Genomic DNA, 14,222 nt, shown 5'->3' with positions numbered 1-14,222 from the left:
TGTTCCGCCGCAACAAGGGCCATGCCCGTCCGCCCAGTAGATCCACGCCATGCGTGGATGCCGACGAATCCCGTGACCGCAGAACACTTCACAACCTACAAGCACCGCAACCGCGACCATGGGCCACCCCACGTCCATGAGTTCCACCGAGGATGCTGCAGAACCTGCTCCATTTCGCACCGCTGCTGACCGCGGTGATGACCTGCGTGACCGCCCTGATCTGGGTGGTCTACCTCAACTTTTTCCTGCGCAGCTACCGCCGCCAGCAGCGGCCCTCGATCCTCATCACGTCTGGCGCCGGCCGGCACCTGGATGCGCACTGTTTCGTGACCAACCTCGGCCTGGAGCCGGTGTACCTGCTGGACGTGGTGATCGACCTGATCGAACCCGATGGCAAGGTCGTACGCGCGGTCATCCCCGAGCGCACCGAGCACTGGAGCAAGGCCGCGCCCAGCGAAGACGACGACATCCGCCGTGCCACCAACGTCGGGCCGCTCAGCAGCGGCGGCGAGCGCGACCTGGGCCGGTTCCGCACCCTCATCGACCGGGCCGGCACCGAGAATCCGGATATCAAGACCGGCAACGCCTTCACCAGCCTGGAGATCACCGTGGTCATTGTCACTGCGAGCCAGGCCGAGCTGTGCGGTGCGTCGCGCTGCTATAGCATTGAATACGGGGACGACGGCGCGCCGAGGTTGAAGGCGCGGACCATCAAGGCCGCGCAGCTGCAGGGGTATTTCGCACGCAGGAACCTGACGCGGCTGTTGACTACGCAGCTCGAAGTCGGCGGAAAGCGCGTCTCGCCTTGATCCGGTAGATGCCAACCTTGGTTGGCATGGGCGATGCGCGCCTCACTCGGCGGCCGGGCTGCGCTCGTCACGCACCGAATAGATCACCGAGAAGATCTTCCAGCCCTGTTCGGTGCGGATCAGCTGCCACATCTCCTTGCCCCAGTTCTGCTTCACGCCATCGGAGAGGAACGTGTAGTCGAAGGTCAACGAGGCGGCGTCGCCATCGGTTTCGATCTTCGGGTTGGAGAAAACCTCTTCCTTCGGCGTGGACGAGGCCACCGCGTTGTCGATGAGCGAGATGAAATTGTTCGAGGGAATCTGCCGCGCCTTGATCGCGTCGGGCTTGGTCCTGCGGATGTCCTGCAGGCGCACGTCCTCGGAAACGAACTGCCAGCCGATGTCCTCGGGTTTGTCCGAGAAGAACAGGCTCATGTAGGTGGGCTTGTCCTTGTTGACCAGCGCGGTGCGGAAGGTTTCCAGCACCTGTTCGATGGCCTTGACGTCCTCCGCGTGCGCGGTTGACTGCGCACCGGCATGGCCGGCGGCCAGCAGGCCTGCACAGAGAAGCAGGGTGGCCGTGCGCGGGAAGCGCCCGGCGGGGAAGCACGCGCGCATCAGCGGGCGGGTGGTGCGGTCATCCATGGCATCCGATCCTCACGTGCCTCGTGGCACCGGCGCCAATCTAGCATGCGGGTGAAGGCGCGCTGCGGTCGGTTCACCGCAGGCAGCATGTCGTGCGCGTGGTCCTGAGTGGATACCGTTGCATACTGTGGGCGGGCAGCCGAGACATCGGCAACGAAGCCTGGCACACAGCATGCGGCTTTCAGAGTATCCACGGAAAGGGGCAGCAGATGAAGCACACGATCCTGGCAACCTGGCGCACGTCGCCGCTGCGTTTCTGCAGCGCCGCTTTCGTGGCGCTGGCGGTGTTGCCCGTCACTGCCACCGCCGTCGAGCCGCGCGCCATGCGGGAAACGCAGCAGGCGTACTGGGCATTGACCGAGCGTCTGGCGCTGGCACTCCCCGGCGGCAAGGCAGGCGTGTCGGCGATCCTGGCGTCGGCGTCCGCAGGGTCGGGCAATCGCTACAGGATCGATCCGATGCTGGGTGCCCGCGACGTGCAGATCTCCACGTCAGCGGACGGCCGGGTAGCCTCCATCGCGTTCGCGCTCGATGGCCCCTGCATTCCTTTTTCTGCCGTGCGCACGCGCTACCCGCAGATCCTGGTGCTGGGCGTCCCGCATGGTGCGAGTGACCAGGAATGGCATCTGCTGGGCACCCAGGTGGGTGACGCCATCATTGAGTACGGTTTCCCCGCGTCGGGCCTGGGCTGCATGAAGCGCACCCGGATCATGCCTGCCCGCGCAGTGAGGATTGGCCCGTGACGCTTCCCGGGGGCACACCGCTGCCCGACGCCTGAGCATCGGGCAACGGTGAACCCGCCGCGCTGAGCGCGGCTGTCACTCGGCCGGGCGTGCGCGCGCCGTGGCGTGTGCGGTCAGTGCCACGCCGGCCATCATCAGGCCTTCCATTACCCGGTCGCCCAGGTACTCGCTCTCGGGTCCGTTCTGGCGCACGCGCTCGGAGGCGAGCACCAGCTCCTGCACGATGCGCAGGCCAGCCAGTGCGCAGTCCGTATCGGCAAGGGCGATGCGGCGGCCCAGGCGCAGCTGCGGTTCGGGCCAGGGGTGGCCGTCGGCGGCCGCGCCAGCGCCGATGCGGTGCAGGGTGTCGATGAAGCCGGGGATGCGGAGTTCGTCGGCGTCCTCGGTGTTGGCCGGGGCGGGGCGATCGAGCGGGCAGGGGAACGTGGGTGTGGTCATGTGGGTGACTCCATGCAGGACAGGCGGAAGCCGCCACGCAGAGAGGTGGCGGGCGGTACGTGGTTCGAATCCCGGGACGCTGTAGGCATAGGCCGGTGGGCGCGAAGCCCCCACGCACCGCCCGCCATGGCCGGCAGACGGATTGCCAGCCGGCGCCACGCGAAGTGACGCCGACTGGCAAGCGCAAACATCACCTACTTAGTCACGGGGATTCGAAACCCGGCCACCCTTTTTCGGTGGCAGGTCATTCGTACCCGCGCTATCTCAAGGTGCCAATCAGACAAGTTGCAGATCGACTGCAAACCCCGTCGCTTCCGGCATTCTGGCAGCGCTGCTAAGCCGCCCAAACCCTTGCTGCCGTTGGCACCGCAGACCCCTGTGCAATTTGCGACATGCGTCGGCATTGCACGCCGCCGGCATGCGTCCTCAGCGAGGCGATCGCGACAACTCGCCGTCGATCACGCTGTCGATCCAACCGGCATAGCGCGAGATGCGCACGTTGTGCACCACCTGCCCGTAGTACCCCGCTTCCAGCGCATGCTCGGGCACGGCCGTGATCCACGAGGCCAGACCGATCAGCTGCCAGCCATCGCGGTCGCGGATCATCAGTGGGCCGCCGCTGTCGCCGCCGCCGATCACGCCTTCCAGCGGCAGACCGGTGCCCGGGCCATCGAAGCGATACCAGAGATAGCGGTCGTTGCCGCCGGTCACCGTGTTCTCCGCGCGGCGCAGCTCGCCCCGGTGAGGCGCACGTGGCACCAGCCCGGTCAGACCGGTACCGGTCGCGCCCTTGCCGACCAGGGTGGCGATCCTGCCGGCTTCGTCCTGCCCTCGGTAAAGGCGAACCGGCGCAACGTCGCTGACCGGCGTGGCCAACTGGATCAACGCAATGTCATCGGAGGCGGCGAGGAAGGCGTGGATCGGGCCCGGGTTGCCGGAGGCCAGAGCCGCCTGGCCCAATGCATCGGGCATGCGCCGGTAGCCCGGATGCTCGACCACGCGTTCGACGCGGTAGGCCTGGCCGTTGATCTGCACCTCGGCATCCATGCCCTCCATCGGCGCGGCGTGTGCGGCGGTCACCACCCAGCGCGGCGCGATGAGCACGCCGTGGCCTTCGCCGGGCATGTCGGCCAGGGCCGGGAAGGCGGAGGCCGCAACGCGGTAGGCGCTGTCATCCACATCGCTGCGGATGACGATGGCGCCAGCGGTGAAGGGCAGGGTGGCGATAGCGAGCAGAAGCCAGCGGTGCATGGGTCGGTGCAGTCCTGTGCGGGTCAATCCGCACCGTAGCCCGGTTCCGGCCCCGGGAACACCTGTGTGCGACGAAGGGGCGATCCGGTGTGATCAACCGGGAGGAATGAGGGGTGACGACCGCCACTCCGGCAGACCGACCGCGCGGCGGGTGCGCGCCACGATGGCGGCGATCTCTGCCTCCAAGCCCCCGCCGGGTTGCAGCCGTGACGTGAGCTCGGCACAGTTTCGCTTCAGCACATCGACCCATGGCGCTGTGTGGCTTTCCTCAGCGACCAGGGCCAAGTGCCGGCGAGCCTCGTCGTACGCGCCCGCGAGCCCGGCGGCTATCCCTGCATGCATGTGCTCCCGGATGCCCGGTTTGGGGTGACGGCTCATCAACGCACCTACCTGTCCCGGGGTGGGGAAGCGGTCACGCAGGGCCAGCACCTCGGCGGCCGCCTGCTCGGCCAGTGCCTGTGCGGCCACGGTAAATTCGGCGGTATCGGTGAAGGGCTGGAACGGGGCGATGCGGTAGCCCGCATCGAAGGACAGGAAATCCTTCTCTTCCCAGAGCCAGCACGCGCCGACATTGAGATAGCTGCCGCTGCTCCATCCCGAGGGCTGGAACTCGATCACCCCGACCCACCAGCCGTGGTCGTCAAGCCAGGTGCGTGAGCGACCCTTCTGCACGCAGCCCAAGGGGCGCAATGTGGATCTTGCCGCCGCAGTCAGCAGGCGGGTGTGTTCCGGTGTCGGCATCCCCAGCGTCCTTGCGAGTGGCGTGCCGACGAGTATCGCAGAGCACATCGGGCGTGTGGCCCCGGTACGTGCCGGGGCCTCGATGCATCAGCGCAACACCGCGTCAAACGTATCCGGGTTGCCGTCATTGGCGGCCGTCGGCACATTCAGCAGGCGGGCCAGCAGCGGGTAGACATCCACGTTGTCGAAGCCCTCAACAGTCCTGCCGGCCTCGAAGGAAGGGCCGGTGGCCACGAACACCGCGCGCATCGACGGCAGGGTGTTGTCGTAGCCGTGGGTGCCGCGGTAGGCATGGGCGTGGCGGGCCAGCATGTCGGGCGTCAGTGCATCCCAGCCTTCGTCCATCTCGCAGATGATCGGCGGCGTGCGCGGGTGCTGGCCATACTGCCAGCGCGGCGGCAGGTCGGCGCGGTTCCAGCACTGGTAATGGTCGTGCCGGCCGATCAGGGCCTGCTCGGCCTCGCGTTCGCGACCGGGCCTGGCCTGGAAGCCGACGGGCTGGCCCACGCTGGTGGCCACGGCAACGGTCGGATCGACCATGCGTTCGGTATCGAGCACGTGGCCTTCCGGCAGCTCGGCCATGCCGTGGTCGGACACCAGCACGATGTGGCCAGGCGCGGCGCCTGCGGACCGGTCTGCGACAGCCAGCCCAGCACGGTCTGCACACGGTCTTCCAGTGCGATGTTGCGATCGTAGACCTGCCACTGGCTGGGCCGCACGCCTTGGATGGCGGCCTCGCTGCCGGGCCACGACCAGGTGGCGGTGCGTACCCCGACCTTCTCGGCGCTGACCCAGATCGGCTCGCCGCCCCACCAGCGCGCGTCGGTGACGGCGGCCGGGTTGCTGATCTCGAACCCGCCCAGCTGCGGGTCCTGCATGCTGTTGTGGATGATGCCGTGGTGGCCGGGACGCAGGCCGGTGACCAGGGTGTAGTGGTTGGGGAAGGTCAACGACGGGTAGGACGGCGTCATCCACCGCGCGCGCACGCCGCCATCGATCATCCGCTGGATGTTGGGGGTCAGGCCGCGGTCGAGGGCGTCTGCACGCAGGCCATCGATGGAGACCAGCAGCAGGCGCGGCGCGGGCTGGATCGCGGCCGGGGGTGTTGCGGCGGCCTGGCGGGGCGACGGCGTGCTGCACGCCATCAGGGAGAGGGCGACGATCGAGCCGCAGAAAAGACGGATGTTCATGGCCCATCCTAGCCTTGCGCGATGACAGGTCTAGGACGGATGTGGCGATGGGGGCGGGGCAGTGCAGTCGAGCATGGCTCGACGCTACAACCGGGCGAGGGCCTGCCAGTCGCGTTCCGGCTGCATGCCGAGGCTTTCGATGAAGGGCGCCAGGCCCGCGTAGAACGCCTGCGGCACGGGATTCTTCGCGCCGTCCCATTCCAGCTGGTTGCACTGGAAGCAGACCTCCAGCGTGTGGGTGCGCGTGTTCCCTTTGTAGAACTCGAAGCGATGATGGGGCTCGAAGATGCAGGCGGCGACCCACTGGCTGACATAGGGATCGATGCCCTCCAGCGTGGCCAGGAACGGCTGTTTGTCAGCGCCGGTCAGCACCGCTTCCCCGTACCTGCGCTCTGCGGGCGGCGTGGCACTGTTGCTGCTGTTGTTGGTGTCATGCCGGGAGGAGTGTTCAACGACCACGATGCGGTCGGCGTCGCGGGCCGCGCGGGCAAGATCATCCAGCATCGGTTGGCCCTCGGCGTTGGGTGGCTTGTCTTCGATGGCCAGCGGGTCTTCGCTGGCGGCGGCCGGTGGCGGTGTCGTCGCCTGTGGGGTGCACCCGCAGACCAAGCCCAGCAGGACCGTAATCATCATTCGCCCCAGCTTGCCGACGAGGAAGGGGTAGAGGCGGGTAGCAGGCAATCCGTTGCGGGTGCTGGGCATGGTGGGGGGTCTGGTGGTGGGCGTGGCCCTGGGTGAGGGTGACTCTACCGGAGGGTGGGCGCGGGCGGATGGGTCTGGTCGACCGAGGTCAAGCGCTACCAGAGCAGGCCTGCCTGGGCGGTTGACGTTATGGACGGGCGGGCGCAGGCTGGCCGGGCATGCTTCCTGGACCGAAGGGAGACTTATGACTGCAAGCGCGTCCCTCCACCCCACGCCGGAAACCCAGGGCCACTCGCGCCTGTGGAGCGTGTTCTGGCTGCAGGGGGTGATTCCCAGCAACATCCTGTGGGCCGTTGCCCTCTGGGCCCTGGCCAACCAGCGCACCACGCTGCTGCTGGCGGTGTTTGCGGTGCTGCTGCTCTATACCGGCTGGATCATCCCGGCGGTGTGGCGGGCTGCGCCGAGCGCGCGCACCCCCAACCTGGGCGTGGCCGCACGCGGGCTGACCGTGTCCTGGGGGCTGAACACCTTGCTGGTGACCTTCTTCCTGACCCTGCAGCTGGTGGCTCAATAGAACTGAATGGGTTCGCCGCTGCGGTCAAAGGCGGCGAAGCGGCCGATCTGGCCGTCATGGATGGCATTGACCATCAACTGCAGCGGACGGGCGGCTTCATCGCTGTTGGGCGCAAACCCGGCACGGCCATCCATCGCGGCCACGAACACCAGGTCCCAGTCGATGCCGGTGGTGGTCGACTCGGCGGCCAGAGCCTGGAAGCTGGGTACCTCCGCGGGCAGCTTGTCCACGCACAGCACCGGTGACAGGGTGCCGCCTTCGCGGCGGTCATGCCGCTCGCGCTGGTCGGTGGTGGGCGCCTCGGGCAAGTCGGCACGCACGAACACGAACAGCAGGCGCTGCGGCTCGGCCTGTTCGCCTGCGGCGTGCAGAAGCTGCTGGAAATCGTTCATCATCATGAGGGTTGTCACACATCCGCTGCACGGGAAGCCGCATGCTGCCACAACGCGTGCGCCGCCGGGCCGGCGGCAATTGATTTAAGTCATGCCCAAGGCACGAGCGGCCGCGTAATCTGGCAACTGTTCCGGCAGGCGAGGAAATCCGGGCCATTCCGGGCACGGGCAAGACGGTGGAGCAACAAGGTGGACCAGCCATGAGCCAACTCACCGACGGATTCGGACGCAGCTTTCCGTACCTGCGCCTGTCGCTGACCGAAGCGTGCAACTTCCGTTGCAGTTATTGCCTGCCCGATGGCTACCAGGGTGAGGGCCGGCCGCGCTTCCTGCAGGTGGACGAGATTGCGCGCCTCGTGCGCGCGTTTGCGGCGCTGGGCATGAGCAAGATCCGCCTGACCGGCGGCGAGCCGAGCCTGCGCAAGGACCTGGAACAGATCATCGGCACCGTGGCTGCGGTGCCGGGCATCCGCAAAGTGGCCATCACCACCAACGGCACCCTGCTGCCGCGGCGCCTGCCGGGCTGGCACCGCGCTGGCCTGACCGCGCTGAACGTGAGCATGGACAGCCTGCAGCGCGAACGCTTCCACACCATCACCGGGCATGACCGCCTGCCTGAGATCGAACAGGGCCTGGCCCTGGCACAGGCCCTGGGCCTGCCGTCGATCAAGCTCAACGCAGTACTGCTGCGCGGGCTCAATGACGATGAACTGCCGCAGTGGATGGACTACCTGCGTGACCGCCCCTTCAGCGTGCGCTTCATCGAACTGATGCGCACCGGCGACAACGAAGCCTATTTCCAGCGCCACCACCTGCGCGCCGATGTGGTGATCGAACAGTTGCTGGCCGCTGGCTGGCAGGAGCGCCCGCGGGCGGCCGATGCCGGCCCGGCGCGCGAGTTCGGCCACCCGCAGCACCGCGGCACCGTGGGCATCATCGCGCCGTATTCGCGCGATTTCTGCAAGGGCTGCAACCGCCTGCGGGTGACCGCCAAGGGCGACCTGCGGCTGTGCCTGTTCGGCGATTTCGGCGTGCCGCTGCGGCCGTTGCTGCAGAGCGACGATGACCATGACGCGCTGCTGGCACGCATCACCACCCAGCTCGGCCTGAAAGCGGCCGGGCACGGATTGCACCAGGGCCAGACCGGGCTGACCCCGCACCTGGCCTCGATTGGAGGATGAGCACCACCATGACTGGGGAATTGAACGCGGCCTTCCATATGGCCGATGTCCGCGACAAGCGCATCACCCGTCGCCGCGCGGTGGCAGTGGGCGAACTGCATGCGGGGCCGGTGGCCTACCCGCTGATCGTCGAGCGCCGCCTGCCCAAGGGCGATGCGCTGGTGATGGCCGAGATTGCCGGCCTGCAGGGGGCGAAGATGGCGTCGATGCTGATGCCGCTGTGCCACCCGCTGCCGCTGGAACTGGTGCAGGTGTTCTGCGCACCGGTGCCGGAACGGCAGTCGATCCGGGTCTGGTGCGAGTGCGCCAGCGAGGCACGCACCGGCGTGGAGATGGAGGCGCTGGCCGGTGTCAATGCGGCCCTGCTGACCCTGTACGACCTGAGCAAGCCGGTGGAGCCGGCGCTGCGCATCGAAGGCATCCGCCTGTTGTTCAAGGAGGGCGGCAAGCGCGGCGTATGGCTGCACCCCGATGGCATGGACGAGGCCGAGCAGGCGCGTTTCAAGCCGCGTGCACCCAGGGGCCTGGAAGGCGCCCGTTGCGCGGTGATTACCCTGAGTGACCGCGCCAGCGATGGCACCTATGCCGATGCATCCGGCCCGAAGCTGGTGTCCGGCCTGCAGGCGCTGGGCGGTGAGGTGGTGGCGGCCGAGGTGCTGGCCGATGGCATCGAACCGCTGGCCGGCCGTCTGCGCGCGCTGGCCGAGAGTGGCGTGCGCCTGTGCCTGTGCACCGGCGGAACCGGCCTGGGGCCGCGTGACCTCACCCCCGAGGCGCTGCGTTCGCTGGATGCACGTCCGGTGCACGGCCTGGCGCAGATGGTGCGCGCGCTGAGTGCACAGCACACGCCGATGGCCTGGCTGAGCCGGGCCGAAGTGGTGCAGCTGGGCGGCATGCTGGTGTTTGCCCTGCCAGGCAGCCCGCGCGCTGCCGCGCAGTGCCTGGACATCCTGGCGCCGGTCCTTGGCCACGCGCTGGCGATGGTGGACGGCGGCGGCCACGGGAGCGCGGCATGATCCCGTACAGCGAAGCATTGCAGCACCTGCTGGACGCGGCGTCGCCGTTGCCGGCCGAGCGCCTGCGCCTGCGCGATGCGGGCGGGCGCACCCTGGCCAGCAATATCATCAGCGCACAGTCGCTGCCGCCGTTCGACAACTCGGCCATGGATGGTTTTGCGCTGCGTGCCGAGGGCAACACTTTCGACGCCGGCAGCGAATTTGCCGTGCAGGGCTGGCAGGCGGCCGGCGATGCCGGTGCCGAAGCAGGCGAGGGCGCCTGGGAAATCATGACCGGCGCACGCATGCCGGCCGGCCTGGATACGGTGGTGCCGGTGGAGCAGGTGGAGATCCTGCAGAGCCATGAAGGCCGCCCGACCCGCATCGCCCTGCGCGCCGAGGTCAAGCCGGGCCAGCACGTGCGCCTGCGCGGCCAGGATGTAAACGAAGGTGAGTGCGTGCTGCGTGCCGGCGACGTGCTGGATATCAACGCCCGCACCCTGCTGCACGCCATCGGCGTGGGCGAGGTGGCCGTGGTCGCACGCCCGAAGGCGGCGGTGATCGCCACCGGCAAGGAACTGGTGACCGACGCGGCGCAGGCACTGGAATCGGGCCAGATCCGTGACAGCAACCGCCCCTACCTGGTGGGGCGCCTGCAGGCGGCCGGCGCCGAGGTGGTCTGGCAGGGCACGGTCGGCGACGACGTGGCCGCCTTCAATGCCGTGCTGGACCAGGCGCTGGACGCCGGTGCGCAGCTGCTGATCAGCACCGGTGCGGTGTCGGCCGGGCGCTACGATTTCGTGCCCGACGCGCTGCGTGACCGCGGCGCCCGCATCATCTTCCACAAGGTGGCGATCCGCCCGGGCAAGCCACTGCTGTTTGCGGTACTGCCGGGCGGCGCGCTGTATTTCGGCCTGCCGGGCAACCCGGTGTCGGCGGCGGTGGGCCAGCGCTTCTTCGTTGAGCCGGTGCTGCGGCGGCTGCTGGGGCTGGCCGCGGAAACGCCGCTGCAGCTGCCGTTGCAGGCCGACGTGCGCAAGCCCGAGGGCCTGCGCTTCCACGCCCGTGCGCGGGTGGAAGTGGACGCGCAGGGACGCCTGAGCGCGCGCGTGCTGTCCGGCCAGGAGTCGTTCCGTTTGATGTCCATGCTGCGGGCCAACGCCTGGGTGGTGCTGGAGGCCGAGGGCAACCTGGCCGCAGCCGGTACGTATGTGCGGGTGCAGGGCTGGGGTCACCACGAGCCGGTGCAGCTGGTAAGCGAGGAATCATGATGAAACAGGTGAACCTGCAGTTGTTTGGTGCGTTTTCCGACCTGGATGCGAGCCGCGAGATCACGGTGGACGTCGCCGGGGCCACGATTGCCGACCTGCGCCAGGCGCTGCGCGAGCTGCTGCCAGTGCGCTGGCCGGGCTTCCGTGCCGGCCTGCTGGACTACTCGGCGTTCGCCGACCAGCAACAGGTGCTGCGCGACCACGATGCGCTGCCGGCCGATGGCCGGGTGGCGATCCTGCCGCCGGTCAGTGGGGGTTGAGATGAGCCATCCCACGATCGCGAAGGTGGTGGACCGCGCACAGGCGGCGATCGACCCGTCCGAGGGCATCGCCGCGGTGTCCGACCCCGGCTTCGGGGGTATCGACGTATTCATCGGCAAGGTGCGTGACCTCAACCAGGGTCGCCCGGTGCTGGGCATCAGCTATGACCTGTTCGAGCCGCTGGTGCTGAACGAGGTGCAGCGGCTGGCCGCCGAGGTGCAGGCCGCCTACGGGCCGAAGCTGAAGCTGTATGTGGCCCACGCCAAGGGCCGCCTGGCGGTGGGCGAGGTGGCGGTTGTGGTGGCTGCAGGCAGCCCGCACCGCGATGAAGCCTTCCGTGCCTGCCGGCAGCTGATCGAAGCGGTCAAGCACCAGTGCCCGATCTGGAAGCAGGAGCATTACCAGGACGGCGACAGCGAATGGACCGAAGGCTGCAGCCTCTGCCATGCCGACGACGCGCCGGTGCATGACCATGCCCACGAATGAATCCACGCCACTGGCAGCCACGCATGGCGTGGCTCTACTGACGGTGGGGCCCAGTAGATCCACGCCATGCGTGGATGAGGGCGTGGCGCTGCCATGAGCGCGCCGATGGCCGGCATCGTGCTGGCGGGCGGGCTGTCCAGCCGCATGGGCCGCGACAAGGCGATGCTGCCCTGGCAGGGGCGGACCCTGCTGGAACACATGCGCGGCCTGCTGATGCTGGCAGGTGCGGAGCGGGTCTGGGTGAGCGGTCGCTATCCGGCCTTTGATGGCATTCCCGACCGGGTGGCCCGCTGCGGCCCGCTGGGCGGCCTGTACAGCGTGGCCCTGCAGATGCCCGATGGGCCGGCTTGGGTGGTGCCGGTGGATACGCCCCGGCTGACCCCCCGACTGCTTCAGCAATTGCGTGATGCGCAGTCTGGCCGCTGCACGATCTATGACGGTCATCCGCTTCCGATGCTGTTTAATGTGGACAATGAAAGCCGTACAGTCCTTGAAAGCATGATCCACGATCCCCTTGGCCCGCGTTCGCTGCAGGCCCTGCAACACCGTCTCGGCGCACACGCGGTGCGCCTGTCCCCCGCCGACGAAAGCGCCCTGGTCAACTGCAATACCCCCGCCCAGTGGGAGGATGTCGCCTCATGAAGGTGCAGCTGCAGGAACAAGCGATGCGTCTGCGCCTGGATGAGGCTGAACTGGCGCAGCTGCTGGCCGGTGAATCGGTCGAGAACCTGACCCGGTTCGGCGGCAACGGCGGCTGGGGCACGGCGGTGTCGCTGCACGGCGGCGACCAGGCGGTGCTGCTCGACGGTGGCACCTACTGCCGGCTGGTGCTGCCGCGTGAGGCGGTGGACGGCCTGGCCGGGCGCCTGCCGTGCCGTGATGGGCTCGGCTTTGCGCTGTACCTGGATGACGGCACCACGCTGCAGCTGCAGTTCGATGTGGACGTGCGTGACAGCGTGCGCCAGCGCGGCGTGAGCCGCCGCGGCAGTACCGAGTCACCGGTTTGACATTTGTCAGGGGCAGGGTGGAAACCCGCCCCTGATTGATCCAGATCAACCCCGTCATCGCGCAGTGCGGGCCTAATGAGGCCCATGACGACGGGTTACAACTTGAAAGCAGTACCCACGTCATTCCACAGCCCTGGAGCCATGTATGACCGTCGGTAGCGATCCTGTTGTCCGAAGCACTGCGAGGCCCGGCCGCGTCATCAGCGACTGGGCGCCGGAAGACGCTGGCTACTGGGAGCGCACCGGCAAACGGGTTGCCACCCGCAACCTGGTCATCTCCATTCCGTCGCTGCTGCTGGCCTTCGCGGTCTGGGTGCTGTTCTCGGCAGTGACCATCAGCCTGCCGAAGATCGGCTTCAGCTTCAGCACCGACCAGCTGTTCTGGCTGGTGGCCCTGCCCAGCCTGTCCGGCGCCACGCTGCGCATCTTCTATTCCTTCGTCATCCCGATCTTCGGTGGCCGCCGCTGGACGGCGCTGTCCACCGCCTCGCTGCTGGCACCGACGATCTGGCTGGGCTTCGCCGTGCAGAACCCGGCCACCCCGTACTGGGTGTTCGTGGTGATCGCGATCCTGTGTGGCTTCGGCGGGGCGAATTTCTCTTCGTCGATGTCCAACATCTCGTTCTTCTACCCCAAGCAGAAGCAGGGCCTGGCGCTGGGCCTGAACGCGGGCCTGGGCAATGTGGGCGTGTCGGTCGCCCAGGCGGTCATTCCGCTGGTGATCACCGCGGGCGTGTTTGGTGCGCTGGGTGGCGCGCCGCAGCCGGCGGTGGAGGGCGGGGCACCGCTGTACCTGCAGAACGCCGGCTTCATCTGGGTGCCGGCCATCGTGGTCTGCGCGGTGGCGGCATGGTTCGGCATGAATGACCTGACCAGCGCCCGTTCTTCGTTCGCCGAGCAGGCGGTGATCTTCCGCCGCAAGCACAACTGGCTGATGTGCTGGCTGTACATCGGCACCTTTGGTTCCTACATCGGCTTCTCGGCCGGCTTCCCGATGCTGGTCAAGAGCCAGTTCCCGGACGTGAACCCGCTGGCCTACGCCTTCATCGGCCCCCTGCTGGGCGCGCTGATGCGCTCGGTGGGCGGCAGCATGGCCGACCGCTGGGGCGGCGCGCGCCTGACCTTCTGGGTGTTCGCGCTGATGATCGCCGCGGTGTTCGGCGTGCTGCACTTCCTGCCCAGCGACGGCCAGGGCGGCAGCTTCTACGGGTTCCTGCTCAGCTTCATGGCGCTGTTCGTGCTCAGCGGCATCGGCAACGGCACCACCTTCCGCATGATTCCGGTGATCTTCCGCACCCTGCATGAGCGCTGGTCGGCCAACGACAGCGCCGAGGGCAAGGCCGCTGCCGGGCACCAGGCCAGCATCGAATCGGCCGCCGTGGTCGGTTTCTCCGGCGCGATCGGTGCCTACGGCGGTTTCTTCATCCCCAAGAGCTACGGCTCGTCCATCACCTTGACCGGCAGCCCCGACATGGCGCTGTACGGATTCATCGCTTTCTACTTCACCTGCCTGGCCGTGACCTGGTGGTGGTACTACCGGCGCGGTGCTGAAACCCCCTGCTAGGGGCAGCCCAGCTGACAACCCGAGCAATGCACCGAAGCCAATGAACACCCCAG

General features: G+C 67.9%; 17 protein-coding genes and 1 pseudogene. 11 read left to right on the top strand and 7 right to left on the bottom strand.

The genetic code is table 11. From position 1 onward, the window contains the following. The first annotated feature begins 152 nt into the window (after nt 1–152). Entirely contained in the window at nt 153–809 is a 657-nt protein-coding gene (locus ACVOK1_RS01700; protein WP_481560882.1) for a hypothetical protein, read from the top strand. A gap of 42 nt (nt 810–851) precedes the next feature. Here ACVOK1_RS01700 and ACVOK1_RS01695 read toward each other — a convergent pair whose 3' ends face one another. Continuing rightward, a complete protein-coding gene (locus ACVOK1_RS01695; RefSeq protein WP_481560881.1) occupies nt 852–1,433 on the bottom strand; it encodes a nuclear transport factor 2 family protein in 582 nt (193 codons plus the stop codon). A gap of 209 nt (nt 1,434–1,642) precedes the next feature. Here ACVOK1_RS01695 and ACVOK1_RS01690 point away from each other — a divergent pair, with 209 nt between their 5' ends. Continuing rightward, nucleotides 1,643–2,176 (top strand): hypothetical protein, encoded by a 534-nt coding sequence (locus tag ACVOK1_RS01690; RefSeq protein WP_481560880.1) that lies wholly within the window; start codon nt 1,643–1,645, stop codon nt 2,174–2,176. A 75-nt stretch (nt 2,177–2,251) separates the two neighbouring features. Here ACVOK1_RS01690 and ACVOK1_RS01685 read toward each other — a convergent pair whose 3' ends face one another. From ACVOK1_RS01685 to ACVOK1_RS01665, 5 genes and pseudogenes are all read right to left on the bottom strand, one after another. Continuing rightward, nucleotides 2,252–2,614, bottom strand: coding sequence for a hypothetical protein (locus tag ACVOK1_RS01685; protein ID WP_481560879.1), 363 nt, complete (start codon nt 2,612–2,614; stop codon nt 2,252–2,254). A 426-nt stretch (nt 2,615–3,040) separates the two neighbouring features. Continuing rightward, nucleotides 3,041–3,865: a trypsin-like serine protease gene (locus ACVOK1_RS01680; protein ID WP_481560878.1), complete on the bottom strand. Its 825-nt coding sequence runs from the start codon at nt 3,863–3,865 to the stop codon at nt 3,041–3,043. A gap of 93 nt (nt 3,866–3,958) precedes the next feature. Then, nucleotides 3,959–4,606, bottom strand: coding sequence for a hypothetical protein (locus ACVOK1_RS01675; protein WP_481560877.1), 648 nt, complete (start codon nt 4,604–4,606; stop codon nt 3,959–3,961). Between the two features lie 87 nt (nt 4,607–4,693). Further along, nucleotides 4,694–5,796, bottom strand: a pseudogene (locus tag ACVOK1_RS01670) (alkaline phosphatase family protein). Nucleotides 5,797–5,880: 84 nt separating this feature from the next. Next, nucleotides 5,881–6,498 (bottom strand): hypothetical protein, encoded by a 618-nt coding sequence (locus ACVOK1_RS01665; RefSeq protein WP_481560876.1) that lies wholly within the window; start codon nt 6,496–6,498, stop codon nt 5,881–5,883. Between the two features lie 184 nt (nt 6,499–6,682). On the opposite strand from ACVOK1_RS01665, the gene ACVOK1_RS01660 reads away from it, so the two are divergent. Continuing rightward, the gene (locus tag ACVOK1_RS01660) at nt 6,683–7,012 is read left to right on the top strand and encodes a hypothetical protein (protein WP_481560875.1); all 330 of its coding nucleotides are present in this window, start codon (nt 6,683–6,685) and stop codon (nt 7,010–7,012) included. On the opposite strand, the gene ACVOK1_RS01655 is transcribed toward ACVOK1_RS01660, so the two are convergent. Beyond that, nucleotides 7,006–7,410, bottom strand: coding sequence for a ribonucleotide reductase subunit alpha (locus ACVOK1_RS01655; protein ID WP_406236468.1), 405 nt, complete (start codon nt 7,408–7,410; stop codon nt 7,006–7,008). The two genes, ACVOK1_RS01660 and ACVOK1_RS01655, sit on opposite strands and share 7 nt — an antisense overlap. A 194-nt stretch (nt 7,411–7,604) precedes the next feature. Here ACVOK1_RS01655 and moaA point away from each other — a divergent pair, with 194 nt between their 5' ends. The 8 genes from moaA (at nt 7,605) to ACVOK1_RS01615 (ending at nt 14,169) form a co-directional block, all read left to right on the top strand. Next, entirely contained in the window at nt 7,605–8,585 is a 981-nt protein-coding gene (gene moaA, locus ACVOK1_RS01650; RefSeq protein ID WP_108769045.1) for a GTP 3',8-cyclase MoaA, read from the top strand. An 8-nt stretch (nt 8,586–8,593) separates the two neighbouring features. After that, the gene (moaCB, locus tag ACVOK1_RS01645) at nt 8,594–9,601 is read left to right on the top strand and encodes a bifunctional molybdenum cofactor biosynthesis protein MoaC/MoaB (protein WP_200753034.1); all 1,008 of its coding nucleotides are present in this window, start codon (nt 8,594–8,596) and stop codon (nt 9,599–9,601) included. After that, nucleotides 9,598–10,851: a molybdopterin molybdotransferase MoeA gene (locus tag ACVOK1_RS01640; RefSeq protein ID WP_481560874.1), complete on the top strand. Its 1,254-nt coding sequence runs from the start codon at nt 9,598–9,600 to the stop codon at nt 10,849–10,851. Before moaCB ends, ACVOK1_RS01640 begins: the two co-directional genes overlap by 4 nt. After that, nucleotides 10,851–11,111 carry a MoaD/ThiS family protein gene (locus tag ACVOK1_RS01635; RefSeq protein ID WP_108769042.1) on the top strand — a complete coding sequence of 87 codons (261 nt, stop codon included), beginning with the start codon at nt 10,851–10,853 and terminating at the stop codon, nt 11,109–11,111. Before ACVOK1_RS01640 ends, ACVOK1_RS01635 begins: the two co-directional genes overlap by 1 nt. A 1-nt stretch (nt 11,112) precedes the next feature. After that, nucleotides 11,113–11,598 (top strand): molybdenum cofactor biosynthesis protein MoaE, encoded by a 486-nt coding sequence (locus ACVOK1_RS01630; RefSeq protein ID WP_108769041.1) that lies wholly within the window; start codon nt 11,113–11,115, stop codon nt 11,596–11,598. Nucleotides 11,599–11,691: 93 nt separating this feature from the next. After that, the gene (gene mobA / locus ACVOK1_RS01625) at nt 11,692–12,240 is read left to right on the top strand and encodes a molybdenum cofactor guanylyltransferase (protein ID WP_164072565.1); all 549 of its coding nucleotides are present in this window, start codon (nt 11,692–11,694) and stop codon (nt 12,238–12,240) included. Continuing rightward, nucleotides 12,237–12,605 carry a hypothetical protein gene (locus ACVOK1_RS01620; RefSeq protein ID WP_481560873.1) on the top strand — a complete coding sequence of 123 codons (369 nt, stop codon included), beginning with the start codon at nt 12,237–12,239 and terminating at the stop codon, nt 12,603–12,605. The genes mobA and ACVOK1_RS01620 overlap by 4 nt, the downstream gene beginning before the upstream one ends. Nucleotides 12,606–12,750: 145 nt before the next feature. Next, a complete protein-coding gene (locus tag ACVOK1_RS01615) occupies nt 12,751–14,169 on the top strand; it encodes a NarK family nitrate/nitrite MFS transporter (protein ID WP_333628253.1) in 1,419 nt (472 codons plus the stop codon). The last annotated feature ends 53 nt before the right edge of the window (nt 14,170–14,222 follow it).

Source organism: Stenotrophomonas sp. STEN087 (assembly GCF_056759115.1).
This window is presented reverse-complemented; position numbering and strand designations above follow the sequence as displayed.

Coding starts and splice junctions, on each gene's coding strand:
- ACVOK1_RS01700 (WP_481560882.1), top strand. CDS start 153: ATGCTGCAGAACCTGCTCCATTTCGCACCGCTGCTGACCGCGGTGATG.
- ACVOK1_RS01695 (WP_481560881.1), bottom strand. CDS start 1,433: ATGGATGACCGCACCACCCGCCCGCTGATGCGCGCGTGCTTCCCCGCC.
- ACVOK1_RS01690 (WP_481560880.1), top strand. CDS start 1,643: ATGAAGCACACGATCCTGGCAACCTGGCGCACGTCGCCGCTGCGTTTC.
- ACVOK1_RS01685 (WP_481560879.1), bottom strand. CDS start 2,614: ATGACCACACCCACGTTCCCCTGCCCGCTCGATCGCCCCGCCCCGGCC.
- ACVOK1_RS01680 (WP_481560878.1), bottom strand. CDS start 3,865: ATGCACCGCTGGCTTCTGCTCGCTATCGCCACCCTGCCCTTCACCGCT.
- ACVOK1_RS01675 (WP_481560877.1), bottom strand. CDS start 4,606: ATGCCGACACCGGAACACACCCGCCTGCTGACTGCGGCGGCAAGATCC.
- ACVOK1_RS01665 (WP_481560876.1), bottom strand. CDS start 6,498: ATGCCCAGCACCCGCAACGGATTGCCTGCTACCCGCCTCTACCCCTTC.
- ACVOK1_RS01660 (WP_481560875.1), top strand. CDS start 6,683: ATGACTGCAAGCGCGTCCCTCCACCCCACGCCGGAAACCCAGGGCCAC.
- ACVOK1_RS01655 (WP_406236468.1), bottom strand. CDS start 7,410: ATGATGATGAACGATTTCCAGCAGCTTCTGCACGCCGCAGGCGAACAG.
- moaA (WP_108769045.1), top strand. CDS start 7,605: ATGAGCCAACTCACCGACGGATTCGGACGCAGCTTTCCGTACCTGCGC.
- moaCB (WP_200753034.1), top strand. CDS start 8,594: ATGACTGGGGAATTGAACGCGGCCTTCCATATGGCCGATGTCCGCGAC.
- ACVOK1_RS01640 (WP_481560874.1), top strand. CDS start 9,598: ATGATCCCGTACAGCGAAGCATTGCAGCACCTGCTGGACGCGGCGTCG.
- ACVOK1_RS01635 (WP_108769042.1), top strand. CDS start 10,851: ATGAAACAGGTGAACCTGCAGTTGTTTGGTGCGTTTTCCGACCTGGAT.
- ACVOK1_RS01630 (WP_108769041.1), top strand. CDS start 11,113: ATGAGCCATCCCACGATCGCGAAGGTGGTGGACCGCGCACAGGCGGCG.
- mobA (WP_164072565.1), top strand. CDS start 11,692: ATGAGCGCGCCGATGGCCGGCATCGTGCTGGCGGGCGGGCTGTCCAGC.
- ACVOK1_RS01620 (WP_481560873.1), top strand. CDS start 12,237: ATGAAGGTGCAGCTGCAGGAACAAGCGATGCGTCTGCGCCTGGATGAG.
- ACVOK1_RS01615 (WP_333628253.1), top strand. CDS start 12,751: ATGACCGTCGGTAGCGATCCTGTTGTCCGAAGCACTGCGAGGCCCGGC.